The organism is Legionella sp., assembly GCF_965140895.1.
Taxonomy (GTDB): Bacteria; Pseudomonadota; Gammaproteobacteria; order Legionellales; family Legionellaceae; genus Legionella.
The window spans coordinates 25,087-47,193 of sequence record NZ_CBCSKT010000054.1; the positions used below are offsets into that span (position 1 = coordinate 25,087).

A 22,107-nucleotide genomic window follows, 5' to 3' on the forward strand; every position below is an offset into this window, starting at 1 on the left:
TTTATCCATAAAATCAACCAATGGCCCATAACCATAACATTAGATATAATGATTCAGATCAGTTTAAAAGGACGTTAACGTGCGACAATTATCTCATTTATCCCTAGCTATTGCTTCGTTGTGCTGTGCTCCCCAGGTTATGGCATCTGACTTTAGCTTACCTTTTGTTAATTCAGCAGGCTTAGGTGTGGCTTATGCAGATTGGGCTACTGCGGCGGATGATGCCAGTACGGCATACACCAATCCGGCTGGGATGGTGAAATTGTCGCATCAACAGGTCGTTGTTAATGCATTGGGGATTACCGGAACGGCTAATTTTACCGGTACGGCACGTACTCCTGGCTTTCCATTTCCAGCCCCTCTCGTGCAGTCTGGTGTTGCGCACAGTGGGATAAATGCCTTCATGCCTTCCTTTTATTACACAGCCCCACTGAGCAATCGTGTGAGTGCGGGTGTGCATTTTACGACCCCATTTGGCTTAGGCACGAATTATGGCTCTACACCGGATGTCATCACTCGCTATGCCGCAACGCGTTCACAGGTGGTGGGTATGGATATGGGGCCAAGCGTGGCGGTTAAAATTAACGAGCGTTTTTCGGTGGGTGCAGGCTTTGATGCGTTACGTTTAGCCTTTACCTTAAATAATAAATATGGCCCACCACTTTCGTTTATGGGGGATTCCACCTTAAAAAACCATTTAACGGGTTGGGGCTATGGCTGGAATGCCGGCGCGTTGTTTGATGTGACCGAACAAACGCGTATTGGCTTCAGTTATAATTCCCTGATTTCTATTCACACGACTGGACATAGCACGGTTTATGCTCCTAATAATGGTCCCGCACTATTTCGCACTTCAGCACAAAAAACCGATGCCGCACTTCCTGCGCGCGCTCAGTTAAGTCTACAACATGATTTCACCGCTCGCTGGAGCGGAATGTTTACCGCATTTTACACCAACTGGAAAACGTTCAATAAAATTACTATGAAACATACGCAGACTCCATTTGGGGTGCCTATGTCGGTGACCATTCCGTTTAATTACCATAATTGTTTTGATTATTCGGTTGGGGCGACTTTTAAGGCGACGAATAAATGGTTATTGCGCGGTGGGCTGCAATTTATGAATACGCCTTCCAACAACCAAGATCGCGGGGTTGCCGATCCTATTGGTAGTGCTACGGTTGCGGCCATTGGCACGCATTTCCAAGCGGCAGAAATGATAGGTTTCGATTTTGGTGTGGGGCATTCCTTCTTTAAGCAAATGCCGATTAATTATGCTTCTCAATTGACGGCACTTAAAGGACATACAAACACTCAAACAACCGTGATCGGTGGTCAGGTTAATTGGAGTATTGCTTAAAGGTTCTGCTCTTTCACCCCAGAAAAGGCAACCACGGTATTACGACCTTTCTTCTTAGCCGCATATAAAGCTTTATCTGCTAATTCGATAAGCTTGTCTGTATCCTCACTGTCGGTTGGATATATGGCGATGCCAATAGAAATGCTTATGGGGCCAATGGGTTGAGCACCGTATTTGAGGTGTATTTTCGTTACCGCAAGTCGTATTTGTTCTGCTTTTGTTAGGGCGTTTTTTATATCGATATCATTAAGAATGAGAACGAACTCTTCTCCACCATATCGGGAAGCCAAATCGCCGGCTTGCGTAGCTTGTTCTAATAGGGAGCCAATCTCTTTTAACGTCATGTCTCCGGCATCATGGCCAAAGGTATCATTAATTTTTTTAAAGTGATCCAGGTCAAGCATCAAGATGGCAAACGAGCTTTTTTCGCTTTTGGCGCGGAGTTTTTGTTTGAATAGCCCATCCTCTAGAAAACGGCGGTTAAATAAGCCGGTTAATGGATCGCGTATGGATTGATGACGGAGGTTATCTCGTAGGCGCACATTGGCCAGTGCTAATGCGGTTAACTCGGCAAAGGCTGTGATAAGCAGCTGTTGATCATGGTTTAATGTGAATGACTCGTTCGCAATTTCCATATAGAGCAGACCATAAATGTCGTTTTGTGCCATCAAGGGGACGCACATGATGGTATTCATCACGTCCTCTTCAAAATGGAAGTGATCGCAAACTAACTCATGATGTGATTGAACAATTTTATGAGGGCGGCCAAGCCTGATTGCCCAGCATTGTTCTGGGTTAAAAATAGATTCCTGAATGGTAGGGGTTCCCCAACGCCCCACCATTTCCAAGTGGTTTTTGGAGGGATGCATGACATAAAGATAGCCACTGCAAAACGTGAGTAGTTGTTGGGCATACTTGCCCATAATACTGCTTAATTCTTCTAACGAATTGGTAGCAAGCATAATATCGCTCATATCAATCATTAGTGTTATTTGTTCATTTTTTATTTCTAATTCTTTGATGCTGGCGGTTAGTTTTTTATAAGACTCTTCAAGTTCGGTATGTTCGCGTACGCGATTGGTAATGTCGCTAATATTGTGTACCAATCCATTGATTTCATTGCGTTCATTGATAATAGGGCTGGCGCTTAACTCAAAAATATTTTTTTTCCCTTCGTACTCAATCTCAAGAACGGTAATTTCTTTATCGTAACGTAGTGAGTTAAGCCAGATTTCGGTCAGGTTGTGTTTATTGTCGGGAGCAGTGGCAAAAGCCTTTTCGAATGTCATACCTTGGGTTAGAGAGCAATCAAATATTTTTTTGAATTGAGTTTGATACAGTTCATTAAAAATTTGTATTTGATGGTCTTCATCTACAGCGGCAATGCCATCACTAGTGCTTTCAAGAATTTGTTTTAAGTAATTTTGTACATCACGGTTTTTATATTCGATGATTTTACGGTTAATTAATTCAAAGTTAGCCAGTACGAAGGGTACGATTAGTAGAATCATACTTAAAAGGCTACCAAATATGATAAAGAGTTCACTGGCATAAACGCCTCGCATTAAGGCGTCATTTCTCGCTTTAAGTAATACTTCTTCTATTGCTTTGATTTCCCCGCTTTGGCTTTTAACTTGCTCAGACACTTCATTATTTTCATAAAAATTTGCCAGGTCATCAGGGGTATTAAATTGTTTTTTATTTTTCAGTTCAGCTAATTGCGCAAGCAGCGCAACCCGCTCTTCAGCTAGTTTGATAAATTGTAGTACTCGCTCATGTTGTTCTACATAATTGTTGGTAAGCGCTTTGAGGTTATTTAAATGGTCATTTAGGATTGGTTTGAATGTCTTTGCGTCCTTTAAAAAATTGCGGTTCTCGGTAATTAGATAAGCTCGTTGGGCTGATTCCATCGCGGTTAAGGTATATAAGGCGCTATCCACTTGTTCAATTATTTTATAAGTGTGAATAACCCTGTGATTGGCTTTAGTTAATGACTTGAGTTGCCAATAAGATTTACCGCTAATCATCACTAGAATTAATAAGGCGATAATAAATAAACTATTTAACATGAGTTTGTTTAACTTAATTGGCCTTATTTTCCAAAGAAAATTTTGTTTTCTTTGCTTGTTATCATGCCTATCCATTGCCTGGCTCACAGATTGTGTACAAGTTAGATTATAGCCGCCTTTAAAAAGTTTCTCGAGCATTATTAGGGGGCTGGCTTTCGTGTTGCTAAATCGCCTATTTGCTGGGTAAATGAAGCGTCAAAAGGGACTATAGCTCTTTCGTGGATGGAGGTAGGGGGAGTTTTAAGAGCAAGCTGATAAGATAATCCAGGCAACGCAAATCCTGCAATGATTTTTGGCGTAGTCATAAACAAGAGCCTGCAGCGGTGGAGACAAGCTCTTGTGTGCCAGGTGGGTTACGAAAATTAATCAATAACTGGTGCGTAAGGTGAGATATTAAAACAGGGAATAGTACTGAATTTTTTGCTGATCATTTTCGTTATAATTTTTCTTTATTATTTATAGGCGCTGCTAAACAGTTCCTGGTTCATATGCTACTTCATTAAAATGACATAGTGCTTCAGTAATTTTGTGTATAACCTGCGTTTTTATTTCTTTTTCTCTAATGAACAAATGTCCACTATTAAACGACTTAAATTCACAACCTGGCAGGGAGTGCGTGCTCCAGCCTTGATGGTCTTCCGGGCTTACCCAGCCGTCCTGCAGCCCTAAAAATACCGTAGTGGCTAACTGCAATGGCGGTTCAGGAGTATAAGTATAGCTCTTTACTATACGCATATCGCCGACAAAAATGGGCAGTAAAACTTGAATAATGCTCTTATTCATGCGCTCATCACTGTAATCAACGATGCCATTATCTTTAAATACCCTCGCTAAAGTACTTAATTGTTGTTCGTCTAATTGTCCTAAGCGCTCTTGGTCTAAATCAAATAAATTCACCTGCATTTGCTTTAAGGTATGCAGCAGATTATCCAGGCTTGTGGAGGGCTGGCGCGGATCAGGGTAGGCTGATGCAAAAAGATGTACCGGTTGGGCTAGTTGATGACGCCGTAAATAGCGGGTGAGCTCAAAGCCAATGAGTGAACCAAAGCTATGGCCAAAAAAGGCAAAAGGCAAATCAAAATAAGGGTGTAATTGGGTGGCCAGTAAAGGAATCAGCGTAGCAATATTGGTGATGGGCGGCTCTTCCATGCGATTTTCCCGCCCCGGCAATTGGATTGGACAAACCTCAATAAAATCAGGGAATTCTTGTTGCCATTCGCGATAAATAGAAGCGCCTCCGCCCCCATAAGGAAAGCAAAATAGGCGTAGTTTCGCTTTCGGTTTTATTTGGCGACTGGCTATCCATCGGTTATTGTTCTTAGTTGCTGCTGGGGCCGCTTGTGGTTTGATGCCTTTATCCTGCAATATTTGTTCGGCTATTTCTTGAATAGAGGGGCCTTGCATGATGAAGGGAAGTGAATAATTAAGGCCTAAGTTTGCGTCAATAATTCGAATTACGGCTAAAGCCATCAATGAATCCATACCTAAATCATGTAAGGAGTGTTGTACATTTACATCAGGAATTGGCATCGCGAAAATAATGGCGAATTGTTCAGTTAGATACTGGATAAGTTGTGTTTTGCATTGCGCATAGGGTAAGGATGCATCCCATTGGAATTGCGTCTGAATTTGCATCATTTTATCAATATGCATGGTGTCGTTTAGCTGGGTCATACCTAAATCGGTACATTTCATCAGCACTTGATACTGCGCATCCAATAAATACCAGTCACCAATAATGGTTTTACCCTCAGGGTGTAATTCTTTTAAGACGGTATAAATATACTTTGGTTGTGCATGACGATGAACTTCAATTTGCCCTATCTGTGATGCAATATATGGCTTCATCAGTTGTGGCGGTAAGAGCAAAAAGAGCGTTTGAATACAGGCGTCAATAATTCCAGGATGCATCTGCAGCATAAATTGCTCACTGCGCTCCGCAGTTTTGGCGGCACGTAATTCACTCAGCAATTTCATGTCCTTGGTCCAGAACTGCTCGGTCCAACGAATACTGTCGCCCGCTGGCATGCCCATGTTGGTAATGCGTTGGTAAAAGGACTCATCAGTACCGTGGTACTGATGAGGTAACTCTTGATCTCTTAGTGTCTGTACTGACGATTGTGGCGGTAGGCTCAGAGTGCCAATCGCATGTTTTATCCAATTCTTTTGGCTGTCGCTACTATAAAAACTAAAGGCTAGAGGTTGGTTATTGCTGGTTGATTCAATAATAAGTTGAACCCATACGGTTTTCCCGGCGAGCACTAATAGAGGCGATGAGAAACTCATCTCCTTAATGTTCAATTGTGCTTGCGGAGCAAGTTGCAGGGCCGCATAGGCTAGCATTTCTACATAATAGCCCGCATGTAAGACATAAAATGAGTCTTGGATTTCGGGCATGGCTTGATGATCAAAGACAAATTCAAATTGATGCGTTGATAAAGGAGAGTTGATCATTTTGCCACGTAAGGGATAACTTATTACGGCTTCTTGTTTGCTAGCCTGTCCTAGGCGAGGCCAATATTTTTTATGCTGCCAAGGATATAAAGGCAAATCTATTGCTGCATAAGAACGCTGTTCCTCATATTTTTTCCAATCGATGTTTGCCTGATGCACATAACTAGTTGCCAAAGTGGTTAAATCTGAAAATTCACTGATTTTGGCTGCATGATTATTTCTTTTCGCCTCCAGATTAATAAATACCCCTTCAATGGTTTGCTGAGGGTTAGCACCTAAAATGCTAAGTTTTTGCGATAAATCGGTAATGGAATTACTAATAATGGCCAGTCGCAATGGATAGTGGCTGCGGCGTAAATGTAAGTTATAACAAAGCTGGCTTAAGTTGATGCCGACATTATTTTTTAAGTAGGCTTGCCATAAGCTAATTAAATCATTTAAAGCAGTGGTATCTTTTGCCGAGAGGGTAAATAATTCATTATGGCCGCTGATTTCGGGAGCTGGTACAAATTGCTCACTTAACGACAATTCGTGCAACACGATATGGGCATTAGCCCCGCCAAAACCAAAGCCGCTCACTCCGGCAACCGCAACTTCCCCATAGCGTGGCAATGGTTCCGGTTTTTGGGGAATGGATAAATGGTATTTGGCTAAGGGAATATGCGGGTTTGCTTGCTGAAAATTGAGATGCGGTGGGATGACCCCATTTTTTAAGATTAAGGCTGTTTTGATCATACTAATGATCCCGGCTGCCGGCTCTAAATGCCCCACATTGGTTTTCACCGAACTAATCCAGCATGGTTTTTGTTCTTCATGGCTTTTACCGATGACTTCACCTAAGGCTTGCACCTCGATTGGGTCGCCAAGAAAGGTACCGGTGCCGTGGCATTCGATATAGGAAATATGGGAGGGATCCGTTTGTGCATTGCGATAAGCATCGCGTAGTAATTGTTCTTGCTGTAAGCCATTGGGCGCGGTAAGGCCGTTGGTTTTGCCATCTTGGTTCACGGCGCTGCCGCTAATGACAGCATAGATTTTATCTTTATCCTGCAAGGCGCGAGACAGGGGTTTTAACACAATCGCACCTGCTCCTTCTCCTTGCACATAGCCATCAGCTTGCGCATCAAAGGTGTGGCATTGGCCTGTAGGGGACAGCATGGTTGCTTTAGCTAATATCGCATGAATCGAGGGTAGCAGATTAATATTAACGGCACTTACCAAGGCTTGCTCACAGACGTTGGCTTGCAGGTTTAAGCAGGCTAATTGTACGGCAATAAGGGATGAAGAGCAGGCCGTATCTAGTACCATACTCGGCCCATGTAAATCTAAAATATAGGACAGCCGATTAGCCCCCATGCTGATGGCACTGCCGGTGGGAATCAGTAGGGCATCCATATCGGAGTCGAGCTGTTGTAAATGGCTAAACTGGCTGGCATATAAACTGGAAAAAACCCCGGTATTGGAGCCGCTTAGGCTATCCAGCGTTAAGCCGGCATCTTCCAGCGATTCATAGGCGACTTCCAAGAGCAGGCGTTGTTGTGGGTCCATGCGCAAGGCTTCGCGGGGACTAATGCCAAAAAAATAGGCATCAAAGGCATCGATATCCGCTAAATAACCACCCCAATAGGCTAAGTTGGGATTACGTTGTGCTTTTTCCTGGGTTTCTTTGAGTAATTCCCAACGCTCATCAGGGATGGGAGTAATAATGTTTTTGCCTTGGTTTAATAAATCCCAAAACTCATGAAGATTCTGCGCTTGCGGCAGGCGGCAACTCATGCCAATGATGGCAATCGGATCAAATAACTTTTCCTGCTGTTGTTGCAGCTTCTTTCTCAGCTTTTTGATCATCAGCAAGGCATTTTTTAAGGTTGTCGTATCAGTCATAAGCCAACTCCAGCTCTTTTAATTCTGCTTCAAGCAGTTCATTCAATTGGTCATAATCCAAATGATCGAGATTTAACTCTTCTTCATCTGCCAAAATCGGGGGCGGTGTTCGTGGAACATTAATCTGTACTCTTTGCATGATGTACTCGGTTAATTGCTTCAGGGTGGGGTAGCGATATAAATCCATCGGTGAGACTACATCCGGGAAATGAGCGCCTAATTGTTCGGTGTAACTAATGCCGGTAATGGAATCCATGCCATACTGCTCAAAAGGTGTTTCGGCATCGATTTCATTCGGCTCCAGGCCTAAAACGTTGGCAAAGAGTTGCAGAGCCAAGACCGTGCTTTGTTCTGGACTGAGATCCGAGACCACCGCACTTTGATTATTTGGCGCATATTTAGCGGCAAAATCAGCAAAAAAGTCCAATTGCTTCGCGGTCGCATTCACTTGGAAAAATTTCTTCCACTGCATTTTACAAACGGTGACTTCCGCGGGATTGCTACGCAATAGCGTATCCAAAAGACTGATGCCATCTTTAATACTTAAGGAAGCCATGCCTACAGCATCTAAAAAGGCATCATGGTTATGACGATGGCTCATGCCCTTTTCGGACCAGGCGACCCAGTTAATACTTAAGGCGGGTAATTGCTGGCTGCGGCGGTAGAGCGCCAGGCCATTGAGAAACTCATTGGCAACAGCGTAGGCACTAAGCCCGGCCATTCCAAAATGCGGTACGGCCGCAATGGATGAAAATAACACAAAGCTGGATAAGGGGGTCTGCCTGAATAGTTCATGCAACACCAGGGAACCTTGAACCTTAACCTTGAGTACTTCACGCCACAGGTTTTCTTCCATATCCGCAATCGGTACATTATCTGTAGTGACCCCGGCTAAATGAAACACGCCATCAATTTGCTGTTGCCAGGCTTTTTCCGTTTCCTGGATAAGCTGGCGCATTTTTTCTTGATCAGCGACATCGACGGCAGCATATTTAACCTGAATTCCCTTGGCTGCCAATTGCTGCAGTAAGGTGTTCTTTTCGCTAGTTTGCGTTGATAGTTCGGTAGCCCCTGTCAGCAAGACAAAGCGGGTTCCTTGCGCTACCACATATTCAGCTACTTCATAGCCGAGAGCTCCCAAACCACCGGTAATTAAGGCCGCGACGGGTGGCGTCCATGCGGGCAAGTCAGCAGGCAATGATTCGTTGCTAAAGCGAATGCTATAACGTTCTTGCTCGCGATAGGCAATATGGTTGTGATTGGCCTGTAATACCCCAAGCTCCTTAACCAGATTCTGCGCATTTTGGCGCAGGCTGGCTTTGGCATCCAGGTCTAAGAGGAGTACCTGATAATTTGCTTGTTCGGCGGCAAAAATGCGGGTCATGGACCAGAGCGGATGTTGCCACATATTGACACAGTCGGAGCCACTTACCTGTTGCGCTTCTTGAGAGACCAGAGCGAACCGTAATGGTGTTGACCAAGAGTGCTGAATCATCGCTTTAAATAAATAGAATAAGGCCAAAGTCGGATCGGCTGAGGCGTGACTATTTAAATAAATAACTCCTTGTAATTGCTGGGCATGTTCTTGATGAATGGCGGTAAACAGGCGTTCGTAATCTGCTTTTTGCTCCGGGTCAATGTAATACACTTGTTCGTTGTGTTTGCTATATTGTGCACCGGAAAAACAATAAATACAGGCGGTAGTCCCTAGTTCTTCTTGCAAGAGCAAGCCTAACTCCTGATCGCTAAAGATCAACCATTTTCCAGCAGGAATCACGTGGTCCTTCGTTGTCGCAAGGGGATTTTTTTGCCAACGGGTGGCGTAGAGCCACTCTTGCGCATCTAGCGATGGAACTGCTGCAATTACTGGTGCTGCTGCGGGGGTCACCGCTGGTGTCTCAATCTCACGAGTAGGAATCCAGCAACGACGCTTGGTAAAGGGATAGGTTGGCAACGAAACAATTTGTCGAGATTCTTGCGCATGCAGCTGTTGCCAATCGATTTTAACCCCCGCAACCCAATGTTGGGCTAATTCCGCATGGTGTGCTCCTTGAATTAAAGCCGCTAGGTTGGCAGGGGGCAGGCTATTGGCAGCTTGCAGATTGAGCCACATATTAGGCGCTGTTTGCGGATAACGGGCCAGGATGGTGAGCAACTCCATTTTGCTTGTGGCAATAATAGCGAGCCGAGCACTCATTGCCTCACGGCCTACTTGTAAGGTGTAACAGGCATTTTGCAGCCATCCGGGTGTATCGGTATGTGGATTATTTTGCAAATACTGCTGCATTTGTTGTACACGAGCGCCGAGTCGATCTTCATTCAATGCCGAGAGTACGAAGAGATAGGGGGCGGCATTGGTCGATGTTGGCGGGCTTTGTGCTTGGTATTCTTCAACAATCATATGCACATTGGCTCCACCTGCACCAAAGGAGCTTAGTCCGGCACGACGGGGCATATTATTTTCTGGTATCCAGTCTTTAAGCTCACGTTGGACGTAGAAGGGGGAGTTTTGGAAATCGATAAAGGGATTTAATTGCTCTGCATGCAGACTGGGCGCTAGTTGTTGATGGCGCATTTGCAGTAATACTTTCGCTAATTGGGAAATTCCTGCAGCAGACTCCAAGTGGCCAATATTCGATTTAACCGAACCAATAGCGCAATATTGTGTGTCTTGGCTAAAGGTTTCAAAAGCATCTTGTAAGCCACGAATCTCGATTGGGTCGCCCAAGGAGGTGCCTGTTCCATGTGCTTCAATGTAAGAGATGGTACGCGGGTTAATCTTGGCTGTCTTGAGAGCGTGTAGAATCACTGCTGCCTGGGCATTGGGATTGGGCACCGTATAGCCACTGGTTTTGCCACCATGATTCATGCTGCTGCCTTTAATGATGCCATAAATCGTATCATTATCAGCAAGGGCTGCATCTAACGGTTTGAGTAAGACGGAGCCTACCCCTTCTGAAGGCACATAGCCGGTGCCGCCTTCGGCAAAGCTGGTACAACGTCCCTGTTCGGACATAAAATTGAAGCTGCCCAGGAAATGATATTTGCTGGGATGTAAGGATAGATTGACCCCACCGGCAATGGCCATCGCACATTCACCGCGGAGAATGCTTTCACAGGCTAAATGAATGGCTGTAAGTGACGAGGAGCAGGCCGTATCCACTACAAAGCTTGGGCCATTGATGTCCAGGAAGTAGGAAATACGATTGGCAATCGAGAAGGATTGAATATCTAAGGGAACCTGATTGCCCTTTTGCCATTCTTCGGCAATAAATAAAGGATAGAAATTGTAGGTAACCCCAGCAAAGACACCCACCGCGTTGTTGGTACGGTGCTTTAATTTTTCCCGGGTATAACCGGCATCCTCTAAGGTGGACCAAACCGACTGCATGAATAAACGTTCTTGCGGATCCATTAATCCAGCATCACGAGGGGAAATATTAAAGAATAAGGGATCAAATTTATCCACATCGGGGATAAATCCGCCATGGGAAAGGTATTGTTCTTTACCGCCAATCAGTACTGGATATTGTTTATAATCCCAACGATCGCTAGGTACTTCGCCCACGCAATCGCGTCCTGAACTTAAATTCTGCCAAAACTCATCCATGGTGTTGGCCATGGGGAAGGTACCGCTTAAGCCAATGATGGCAATGTCGCGGGAACTCGTTGTTGGTGTTTGCGGTGCGCTTATCGTTTCTTCAACAATGGAGGCGGTGGGAATTTCTAAATTAACAGCTAAGCTTTCTTTGGCTCCCAAGGCAATTAACTGTTTGTGGTGTTTCTTTACAAAATAATTCGCCAAATCTTTAAGGCGATTGCGCTCATACAACAACGTTTTGGGCAGGCTGCCAAAGTCTTTTTCCAAGCGGTTGGTAATTTCCAAACCAATAAGTGAATCAACGCCATAAACTTCATAGGTTTCATTGATGTCGATGAGCTCGGGATTGGTACGTAGTTTTTCGGCAAATAGTTGACTTAAGTAGTTCTCTGCCCAACCGGTTACATCGCTCGCGGCTAAGTTCGTTACCGTCAAAGGCACGGTTTGGCAGGTCGTGGTTGCCGGCTGCAATTCCAAATCATACCAATAGCGCTGTTTCACAAAAGGATATGCGGGTAAGGAGGCAATACGTTGTTTTGGCTCTTCGGTATAGAGTATGGACCAATCAATGGGGTAATGTTTGGTATATAAGTCCGCTAAAATAAATAACTTATGACGATACTGGCTTGCATCTTCTGCCTGCTGTAAGGCATTGAGGGTGGCTTGATAAACTTCATGCAAGACCGGGCCTTGCATGGAGTAGGTTTGTCCTTCATTTAACAGACAAAACTCGGGAATTTCCTCGTTGCATAAGCTGTTTAGAGCGGCTAATAACTCGTCCACAGAAGCCACGACTAAGGCACAACGATGCAAGAAATGCGCTCGACCCAGATTGAGAGTAAAGCTTAATGAACTTAGGGATACTGGGTTTTGCTGTCGTTCCAGCCAGTGTTTTAATGCGTTGATTTTGTGCTGTAAGCTTGATGCTTGTTTTGCTGAGAGGCTCAGCAAGTAATAAGGTTTTGCTTGCTGTAGCTCTATAGGCAGTTGGTGCGGACGGCCTTCTTCCAACACCACATGGGCATTGGTGCCACCAAAACCAAAAGAGCTAATTCCCGCGCGCAGCGGTATTTCCTGACCCGCAGCGTTTTGGCTGCGTGACCAGCGCTGTGTTTTTTGGGCAATATAGAATGGACTATCTGCTAAATTAATAAAAGGATTTAATTCCTGTAAATGTAAGAGACCGGGTAATTGTTCATGAGTCATTGCCAGAATTAATTTCATTAAGCCCGCAATTCCTGAGGCAGGTTCCAAATGGCCAATGTTTGTTTTCACCGAGCCTAGACCAATGCTGCCTGCTTTAGTTTGTGTGCCGAGCAAGCTTGCGAATGCTCGTTTGAGTCCTTCAATCTCCGCCGGATCGCCCAAGGCCGTACCGGTGCCATGGGTTTCAATATAGCTGATGGTTTCGGGACTAATATTCGCCTGGGTGTAGGCATTAATCAGTAATTCACTTTGGGCCTTAGCATTGGGTGCTGTCAGCGATTGCGCTTTGCCGCCATGATTTACTGCCGAAGCCTTGATTACCGCATAAATATGATCCCCATCGCGCTGTGCTTGGGTTAAGGGTTTCAGTAAAATACTACCAACTCCTTCGCCTTTGACATAGCCATTGGCTGATTTATCGAAGGTTTTGCAACGGCCATCAGCAGAAAGCGCCCCTAACTGGCTGGTTACCACCAAGGTATCGGGGTTGAGCATTAGACTCACTCCCCCGGCAATCGCGATCTCGCACTCCCCATAACGGATGGCTTGCACAGCACGGTGAATGGCTACAAGCGAACTCGAGCAAGCCGTATCCACCGCCTCACTAGGACCTTGGAAATTAAAGAAGTAGGAAACCCGATTAGCCAACATGCTGTGCGAATTTCCGGTGGCAATAAAGCCGTGGAAGTCTTTTTGTTGTGTGGCAATTAGAGTTTGATATTCGCTAAACTCAACCCCAGCAAAAACGCCAACTTTCGCTGAGCCTAGCTCTAGTGGGTTGTAGCCTGCATCTTCGATGCTTTTCCACACGCTTTCTAAAAAGAGGCGATGTTGGGGGTCCATCAGGTTTGCTTCACGGGCGGAAAGGTTAAAGAAGGCGGCATCAAATTGATCCATATCCTTGATAAAACCACCCCATTTGGAATTGCTTTTATTCGGATGCTGGGTGCTATCCCCATAGTAAGTACGCCAATCCCAACGCTCCTGTGGCACTTCCGTAACCAGGTCATGACCGGCGAGCAAGTGCTGCCAAAAGCTGGTTAAATCATCAGATTGTGGGAAGATGCCATGAATACCAATAATGGCGATATCATGATTCGCGTCAGACTTGAAGTGGTGCACTTTTGGCGTATGGGTCTTAGAGGCTAAGGGGGCGACAATGTTTGGATGCGCTTGCATCGCTGTCTCGGGAACTTGCGCCATAATGTATTGGCCAATTTCCAGAATGCTGCTGTGGGTGTAAAAGACTGCCGGGGTAAATTCAGCCTTATAGTGCTCGGAAATGCGTTTGGCTAATTCAATAAAGTGTACGGAATCCATGCCATATTCACCCAGACTTTTGTCAACTACTAAGCGCTGGGGCGCGATGTTTAACAGCAGTGATACCTGGCGGATTAAAAAGACGCGTACTTTCTCACTTAAGCTTTCTGCAGAAAGGATTGCCTGTGGTTCTGCCTGTACGGTTAATGGTGCGGCATCGCTATACCAATAACGTTCTTTAGCGAAAGGATAGGTGGGTAGGGCTATTTTTTGTTGTGCTTCATGCGCATGCACTTGCTGCCAATCGAGCGCGCAGCCGTCAACGTAAAATTTGGCTAAGGCGAGTAAGTTGTCTTGATACTGTTGGCCGGAGGCCAATTGCTGCATGAGCATGGGAATTATGGTGTTGCCGATTACTTCCTGCGCTGTTGTCGCTTTGCCCTGCCATTGTATGAATAAATGTGCAGGCAGAGTTGGCGCATCCAGTTGTTGCAGCAATTGGATGACTTCGTCAATCGAGCTTGCCACTAAAGCACAGCGGCAGTCAAAATGGCTTCTACCGGCATTTAAGGTATAGCTAACCTGCTGCAGATTAGTTGCTGGATGGTGCTCCAACCAGTGTTTGAGATCGGTGGCACGCTGTTTTAAGGCTGCTTCTGTTTTTGCCGACAGCGTCAACAAATAGTGTGATTTTGCTTTGGAGGCGGATGTCACTTGGCTGGGCGCTTCAGTAAGAATTAGATGCGCATTGGCACCACCGGCACCAAAAGAGCTAATCCCGGCGATGCGTGAGCCTTGTGGCGGAGCAGGCCATTCACTTAGGCTTTGTTGTACCATAAACGGGGTGTTCGACCAGTCAATATTACTATTTAAGGTTTCCGATAAAATTGAAGGTACCAGGCGTTGATGTTGTAATTGCAGTACCACTTTAGCCAGCGCGGCAATCCCTGCAGCCGCTTCGCAGTGGCCTATGTTTGCTTTTACCGAGCCAAGGGTATATTGGCTGTGCTCATCGTGTTTAAAGACCTTATTCAATCCGGCAATTTCAATGGGATCGCCTAAGGCGGTTCCAGTTCCATGGGCTTCTATATAGCTTACCATTGAGGGTTGAATATTCGCTTGCTGATAGGTTGCCGCAATCAACTCTGCCTGTGCATTGGGATTAGGTACGGTATAGCCATTGGTCTTGCCGCCATGGTTAAGTTGGCTGCCTTTAATGACCGCATAAATGTTATCACCATCTTGCAGGGCCAGAGATAATGGTTTTAATAAAATGGCACCCACCGCTTCGCCCGGAACATAACCATCCCCGCCCTCACCAAAACTACGACAATGTCCATCACTGGCTAAAAACTTCCCATGACTTAATAATAAGTATTTGTTGGGATGTAAGGACAGGTTCACTCCACCAGCCAGCGCTAATTGGCACTCGCCTTCGCGTAGGCTTTGACAGGCTAAATGAATGGCGGTGAGTGATGAGGAACACATGGTATCTAAGGCGATGCTGGGGCCATGAAAATCAAAGAAGTAGGAGACGCGATTGGCAATCGAGGCGAATACAGAATTAGTTGGTGCAAATTGTAGTGTTTCCTGATCTTCAGTGGCAAATAATTGATATTCGCCATACATGACGCCTACATAGACGCCCACTTTGCCCCCGGCCAATTGTTCGCGCGCGTAGCCGGCATCTTCGATGGTTTTCCAGGCCGTTTCTAAGAATAGCCGCTCTTGTGGGTCCATCATTGCTGCTTCGCGAGGCGAAATATTAAAGAATAAGGGGTCGAATTTATCGACATCGCTTAAAAAGCCCCCCCATTTACTGTATGTTTTACCCAGCACTTCTTTATCGGCAGCAAAATAACGCAATAAATCCCAGCGTTCGCTGGGGATTTCCGTAATGCAATCTTTCCCTGTCTGTAAATTGTCCCAAAATTCTGCAAGGTTCTGCGCTTGCGGGAAACGGCCGCTAATGCCAATGATGGCAATATCATCTTTGGCAATCGGGTTTGCCGTTTTTTTGCTATTCGGGAGCTGTAGGCGTTTCGTGGGGATTGCTAAAGAAGAACTTGGTGTTCTCTCCATGGTTAAGGGGCTTGTCGTATTAAGGCGCTGTGTCAATTGTTGCGCATGATGCTTAACAAAATAATCGGTTAAAGTGGCTAAGTTTTGGCACTCAAAGAATAAGGTTTTTGGTAAAGCGCTAAATTCCCGCTCTAAGCGTTGATTCAATTGAATAATCATCAATGAATCAATCCCATAATGTTCAAAAGCCACGTCTTTATCTAATTGTGCTGGGGCTAATTTTAAGGTTTCTGCAATTAATGTTTTTAATAAAATTTCAGTCTGCGCCTGCAGCTCCGAGCTTGTAGTGGCCGTAGACTTTATGGTCGTTTTGGCGATTCGGGTATGACGTTCTAAGGCCTGTCTTAATTGGCTTTGATTGCCAGGTAATACGATGCATTGGGTATCGGCATGCTCTAAGGCATGCACCAAGGCGGCTAAACCGTGCGCCTTGCTAAGGTTGATGATTCCCAGGCTGCGTTCTAATTCTTGCAGATATTCGGGGGCAAGAGTCATCCCACCTTCCTCCCAGAAGGGCCAATTGATGCTTAGTGTAAGTCCAGAACAATGGCCGTGACTTCTTTGTTGTTCGCGTTCGTGGGCAAATTCATCGAGGAAGCAATTTGCATAGGCATAGTCATTTTGCCCTGCATTACCAAAGATGGCGGCGACTGAGGAAAATACCGCAAAAAAGTCCAAAGGCTCTTTGCTGGTTGCCGCATGTAAGTAGCAAGCTCCTTGAACTTTGGGAGCTAAAACGGCAGCCATTTCTTCGGTAGTTTTTTGGTTAATAAAGCCATCTTGAGTTATGCCGGCGGCATGAATAATGCCATTAATGGTACCAAAATGCTGTTTTGTCTGGCGAACCAGTGTTTGCGTGTCATCGGAGTGTGATATATCTGCCTGTACGTAGAGTACGGAGGCACCATGCTGTTTTAAGGCGGCAATTTGTTTTAATTGCGCATTTGTTAGCGAAGAGCGTCCACTTAACACCAGTTTTGCTTGATGGTGAATGGCCAAATATTGCGCTACCAAATAACCCAGCCCCCCCATACCGCCAGTAATTAAATAAACCCCTGCTTGTTTTATGCGTGTTGTCGTTGTTGCCTCAATTGGTGCAGGCAAAGGGGCATAGGTATTGATATAACGGCGATTTTGTTGATCATAGCGCACTTGAATTGCATCTTGGCCCAACTCCTGGGCAAGCATTTGTAAATCATGCATCTCCAGGATACGGCAAGCAAGATGGGTCTGCTCCAAGTGCAGACTTTTGGCTAAGCCCGCTAAGGCGCGTGCAAAAATAGCCCCTCCCTTGCTGATACACAGGATTTGTACCTGATGTTCGGGTTTTAATTTGATTACTTCCGTAACTAAAGAGTGCAGCAAATAGTAGGTTTGCGCTAAATGCTTTTGGATCATCATGGCGATGGGTAAGTTCGCCTCATCATGTTCTTCGAGAGCCAATAGAATGTATTCAGGTATGGACTCAGTCTGTCCTTTAATGTTGACTACATGATTATTTTCAATAAACTGGCTGCTGGTTTGTGTCTGCGTAAATTGCGCTTGAATGGCTTTTATGGTCGCGGGATTACTGCCCAAAATAAGGATGGACTTCGCTGTTGTGGTTGCTGTGTCCTCCAGAGGGGCCTCCTGCCATATGGGTTGATAATAACCTAAGGTTGCTTCCGGTTTTAGCGTATCCAGGGCGCAGAGCGTAAAGCCAGTAATTACCAATAATAAAGTGCCATCACGGTCAGTGACTTGCAAATCAAAGCTTGGGAGTTGCTCTTCGCCTGCCTCCGAGACTAATTCTGCGTAGACATAACAGGTTTCTGGCAAATTGGCATAAATATCCATTTGCTCTAGGGCAAATGGCAGATATAAGGCATGGCGATTTTTCAGTAAGGCTTGAGTGCTGTGGAAGATGCCATCGAAGAGACTCGGGTATAAGCCTAGTTCGGCAGTTTTGGCATTCGGCAGTGATAACTTAGCGAGTAAATGAGCCTCATCATAATACAGTGATTGAATTACTTGAAATTCAGGGCCATAGACTAAACCAGACTGTTTAAAGTAGCGGTAAATTTCTTCCGTACTTTGTTGTTTTGGCAAGGTGAGTAGCAGTTGTTGCAGGTTAAATGAGGCAATCGGAGGCAGCGGTTTTTCTGCCTGATAGTGAAGTTGTCCACTGACATATTCCTGGGTTTTTTCCGGATTGCTCAGCACAAAGGAAATTCCCTCGATTTCCGGAGTTAAATGGATTTGTAGCGATTGTGTCAGATCCGCTGCTTTAATCGGTTTTTTCCAGAAAATATGGCTTAAGTTGGTAACTACACCCTGATTAATTAAGAGCAGGTCTGCCGCAACGCGTGCCATTTCCAAACAGACAACACCTGGTAATACCGATTCATTATGTACTTGATGCTCGCTTAGGTAAAATTCATTGCCGTTAAATTGCTTGCTAAATGCAGGTGCATTTAGGGTAGAAATATTTTCATCAATGAGCGGATGTAAGCCTGGGCGTGCTTTGCTCTTTTTTTCAAACCAATGGCTTTCTTGCGCAAAGGGATAACTAGGCAGGGAAATCCTTTGTTGATAAGTACCATAAAGTTGCTGCCAATCAATGGACTTTCCTTGCAAGTATGCATCACGCAGGGCTACTAAGGGGGCGGGGTGTTTGCTTACCGATAAATTATGGGTCGCATCGGTGTCGGAGAGAATAAATTGCAGTAGCTCGGTGAGTTCCACAACATGCTCCACAATGACGGCAAAACGCTTGTCGAAATGCTGTCTGCCTGCATTTAAGGTATAACTTAAAGCCGCTATGCAGGGTAAATCAGACTGGCGTTGTAGCCAGTTGAGTAGATCGGTCATGCGTTGTTGTAAGGCAACACTGGTCATGGCGGATAAGGTAATCAAATACGGTGCCGCAGGTTTGGCAGCAACACTATTTTTTCGGGGCGGACTTTCTTCTAAAATCACATGCGCATTTGCGCCGCCAAAACCGAAAGAGCTGACTCCTGCACGTCTTGGGCTTTGCTCGGGCGTTTTGGGCCAAGGCATGGATTGCTCAAGAATGTAGAAAGGACTGTCTTTAATTTCAATGTAGGGGTTTAATTCCTGCAAATGCAGGTTGGCAGGCACCAGTTCGTGATGCATGGACAGTAAAATTTTAATGACGCCAGTGACTCCCGCTGCCGATTCCAAATGGCCTATATGCGTTTTTACCGATCCTAATCCACAATAGCCATGGGGTAGTTCGGCAAGGTTTTGTTCTTTAGCCAGTTGTTGAAATGCCTTTTTTAACCCATTGATTTCAATGGGATCACCCAGTGGCGTTCCTGTGCCATGGGTTTCGATGTAATTGATGCTGTTAACCGGTACTTGAGCACGTTGGCAGGCAGCGACAATCACTTCCGCTTGGGCATGGGGGTTAGGCGCGGTTAAACTGTTGGCATGGCCGCCGTGATTAATGGCGGTTCCTTTGATCACCCCATAAATATGATCCCCATCTTCAAGAGCATTCGTGAGTTTTTTCAATAAAATAGCACCGACCCCTTCACCTCGCACATAGCCGTTGGCTTGCTTGTCGAACGTTTTGCAGTGCCCATCCTCACTGAGCATGCCCGCCTTATGGGCAGAAATGAAGGAGGTTGGAGTCAGCAGGGTATTAACCCCTCCCGCAATAGCTAGCTCACAATCGCCTTGCACAATGGCATTAACCGCTTGATGAATAGCGACCAGGGAACTGGAGCAGGCGGTATCAATGGCTTCACTGGGGCCACGCAAATTTAAAAAGTAGGAAATGCGATTAGCAATCATGCTGTTCATGGTGCCGGTAGTCAGGTAGGCATCCATGACCTCATTTTGCTGTAGTAATTCTGCATAATCATGGTTAAAGACCCCGACAAATAAGCCGGTCTTTATGGCAGCAATGGCGTTGCTGGTATAGCCTGCGTCCTCGATGGTTTTCCATACGGTTTGTAAAAACAGCCGTTGTTGTGGGTCAATTAATTCGGCCTCACGTGGCGAGATGTTAAAGAAGCTGGCATCAAATTGATCCACGCGTTCCATAAAGCCACCCCATTGCACGGTGAGATTACGCCAATCCCAGCGTGAGGCCGGTATCTCACTAATGCAGTCTTTAGCTTGGTATAGATTATCCCATAAGGCATCTACATCGGCCGCTTGGGGAAAGGCGCCACTCATGCCAATAATGGCAATGTCGGTACAGGCATCGGAATGCTGTTGGCTGGTAGTGAATACTGCTGCTTCCGCTTGGTTTGCTAAAACATCGGCATAAAACGCAGCTAAAGTTGCATATTCATAAAGGGCTGCGGGGGACAGGTTTAATCGGTAGTGCTTATTAAGCAGTGATACTAGCTGGATAATATTAATGGAATCAAATGCATAACGGCTTATAGGTATATGCAAGTCGATTTGATTTGGCTCAAGCTGCAACACCTTGGCGACTAAGGCGTTAAATTGTGTTTTTAAGCCATCATTATTCACCACAACGGTGTTTTGCGGACATTTATCCGCATGAAGTTTAGTTAAGGTTTGTGCCTCAAAGGCCTGCTGGCATTTTCTGCGTTGTAATTTACCACTACCGGTTCGCGGTATCGCTCCTATGGGCGTTAAGATAACTTCATGAACATCAACCCCATGGTGGCGCATCAGACTATGATGAATGGCATCTTGAATGCTTTGCCGCAATGCGGAATCGCTATTAGGATCCAGTTCTTGTACCACGATAATTTTTTCTTGTCCGGCAATGTTAGTGGAGAAGACGATTTGCGGTACATTTAACTGAAATTGGTTGAGTGTTTCGGCAATGGTGATTTCAAAATCTAAGGGGTAATATTTTTTCCCATAAATCACCATCACTTCTTTTAGTCGGCCCGTCAGATACAGTTTATTGGCACTAATAAATCCTAAATCACCGGTTTTGAAATAATGGCGTTGGTCTCCGGGAACTTGGGCATTAAATACGGCACTGCTTTCCTCCGGGCGGCGCCAATAGCCAGGGACTACGGATTTTCCAGATAACCAGATTTCGCCTATTTCACCGGCAGCAACCGGAAGGCCGTTTTCTGGATCTACGGTGATGGCATGTAAGCCGGCTAATAATTTACCGCTGCTTACGTGTCGCTGTTGTTCATTAGCGGGTCTTTGTCCATAGGTGGTGGCAATCGCTCCAGTCACTTCAGACATACCGTAGGTCGATGCGAACTGGGTTAAAGCAAATCCACAGGCGTGGAATTTAGCGGCGAAGGCGCTTAGTGTTTTTTGCTGAACAATTTCACCGCCATTGACCGCGATGTTCCACGACTTTAAATCGAGTTCGGTAAGCTCGGTCTCGTTAATATCCCGGACACATAAATCATAACTAAAATTAGGTCCACCACCATGAGAGGCGCGGTATTTACTGATGGCCTTGAGCCAGAGTATGGGCTTTTGAATAAAGGCTGCGGGTGCCATGATAATTGCCGGGCTGCCGTGATATAAGGGGACTAGTAAGCCGCAAACCAGGCCATAGACATGCGTGTGTGGGGCCCAATTGAGGGTGACACTCTTCTTGTTGTAATGCCAGGCTTTGATGGTTTGGCTTAAGCTATGTTTTAAATTGCCATGGGTAACGATTGCTGCTTTGGGCGTTGAAGTGGAACCAGAGGTGTATTGTAGATAGGCAATGCTTTCATCGGTAAGGGCGGTGGTTTGATAATTGGTGGCAGTGTTTAGGTTTATGGTATCGCTAGTTAGGACAAGGACTTCTTTGTTTACCACCGTTTCCAGAGCTTGACGATAGATTTCGGTGGTCAAGACGATGGTGGCTTCGGCATCCTCGGCAATGCTATGGAGCAAGGCCAGATGCTTGTCCAAGTCATCCACTTTAGGACAGGGCACGGGAACGGCTATGGCCCCTGCGTACCAACAGCCAATCAGGCTTTCCGTAAATGCGGTGCCGGCAGGGAAGAAGAGAATAACGCGATCTCCGCTTCTATTTTTGGCCTGTAAATAGGCGGCAATTGCTCTGGCGCGTTGGTCTAGCTCGCCGTATGAGAGCCATGGAGTTTCATATTGGCCATCTTCTAAATAAAGAAGTGCATTATGGGCAGGAGATTTTTGTGCTCGGTTTTGGAGTACAGTAACAATATTGTGCATAGACAAGTTCCATTTGCAAAAGCGATCCCTTTCGATAGCGTCATGCTACC

5 protein-coding genes are annotated in these 22,107 nt (G+C 45.5%); 1 reads left to right on the forward strand and 4 read right to left on the reverse strand.

Annotated elements, in window-relative coordinates; translation table 11 throughout:
* Nucleotides 1–79 precede the first annotated feature (79 nt).
* Complete coding sequence (locus ACQY7T_RS06860; protein ID WP_428412211.1) at nucleotides 80–1,360, forward strand: OmpP1/FadL family transporter; 1,281 nt, start codon at nucleotides 80–82, stop codon at nucleotides 1,358–1,360.
* Here ACQY7T_RS06860 and ACQY7T_RS06865 read toward each other — a convergent pair.
* The 4 genes from ACQY7T_RS06865 to ACQY7T_RS06880 form a co-directional block, all read right to left on the reverse strand.
* Entirely contained in the window at nucleotides 1,357–3,504 is a 2,148-nt protein-coding gene (locus ACQY7T_RS06865) for a diguanylate cyclase (protein ID WP_428412212.1), read from the reverse strand. The genes ACQY7T_RS06860 and ACQY7T_RS06865 overlap by 4 nt on opposite strands.
* A 65-nt stretch (nucleotides 3,505–3,569) precedes the next feature.
* Entirely contained in the window at nucleotides 3,570–3,734 is a 165-nt protein-coding gene (locus tag ACQY7T_RS06870) for a hypothetical protein (protein ID WP_428412213.1), read from the reverse strand.
* 163 nt (nucleotides 3,735–3,897) lie between these two features.
* Entirely contained in the window at nucleotides 3,898–7,767 is a 3,870-nt protein-coding gene (locus ACQY7T_RS06875; RefSeq protein ID WP_428412214.1) for a beta-ketoacyl synthase N-terminal-like domain-containing protein, read from the reverse strand.
* The gene (locus ACQY7T_RS06880) at nucleotides 7,760–22,057 is read right to left on the reverse strand and encodes an SDR family NAD(P)-dependent oxidoreductase (protein WP_428412215.1); all 14,298 of its coding nucleotides are present in this window, start codon (nucleotides 22,055–22,057) and stop codon (nucleotides 7,760–7,762) included. Before ACQY7T_RS06880 ends, ACQY7T_RS06875 begins: the two co-directional genes overlap by 8 nt.
* Nucleotides 22,058–22,107: the final 50 nt, after the last annotated feature.

Bases quoted from the DNA above. Each gene is read 5' to 3' on its own strand.
- ACQY7T_RS06865 (WP_428412212.1), bottom strand. From the start codon at position 3,504: ATGGATAGGCATGATAACAAGCAAAGAAAACAAAATTTTCTTTGGAAA.
- ACQY7T_RS06870 (WP_428412213.1), bottom strand. From the start codon at position 3,734: ATGACTACGCCAAAAATCATTGCAGGATTTGCGTTGCCTGGATTATCT.
- ACQY7T_RS06875 (WP_428412214.1), bottom strand. From the start codon at position 7,767: ATGACTGATACGACAACCTTAAAAAATGCCTTGCTGATGATCAAAAAG.
- ACQY7T_RS06880 (WP_428412215.1), bottom strand. From the start codon at position 22,057: ATGCACAATATTGTTACTGTACTCCAAAACCGAGCACAAAAATCTCCT.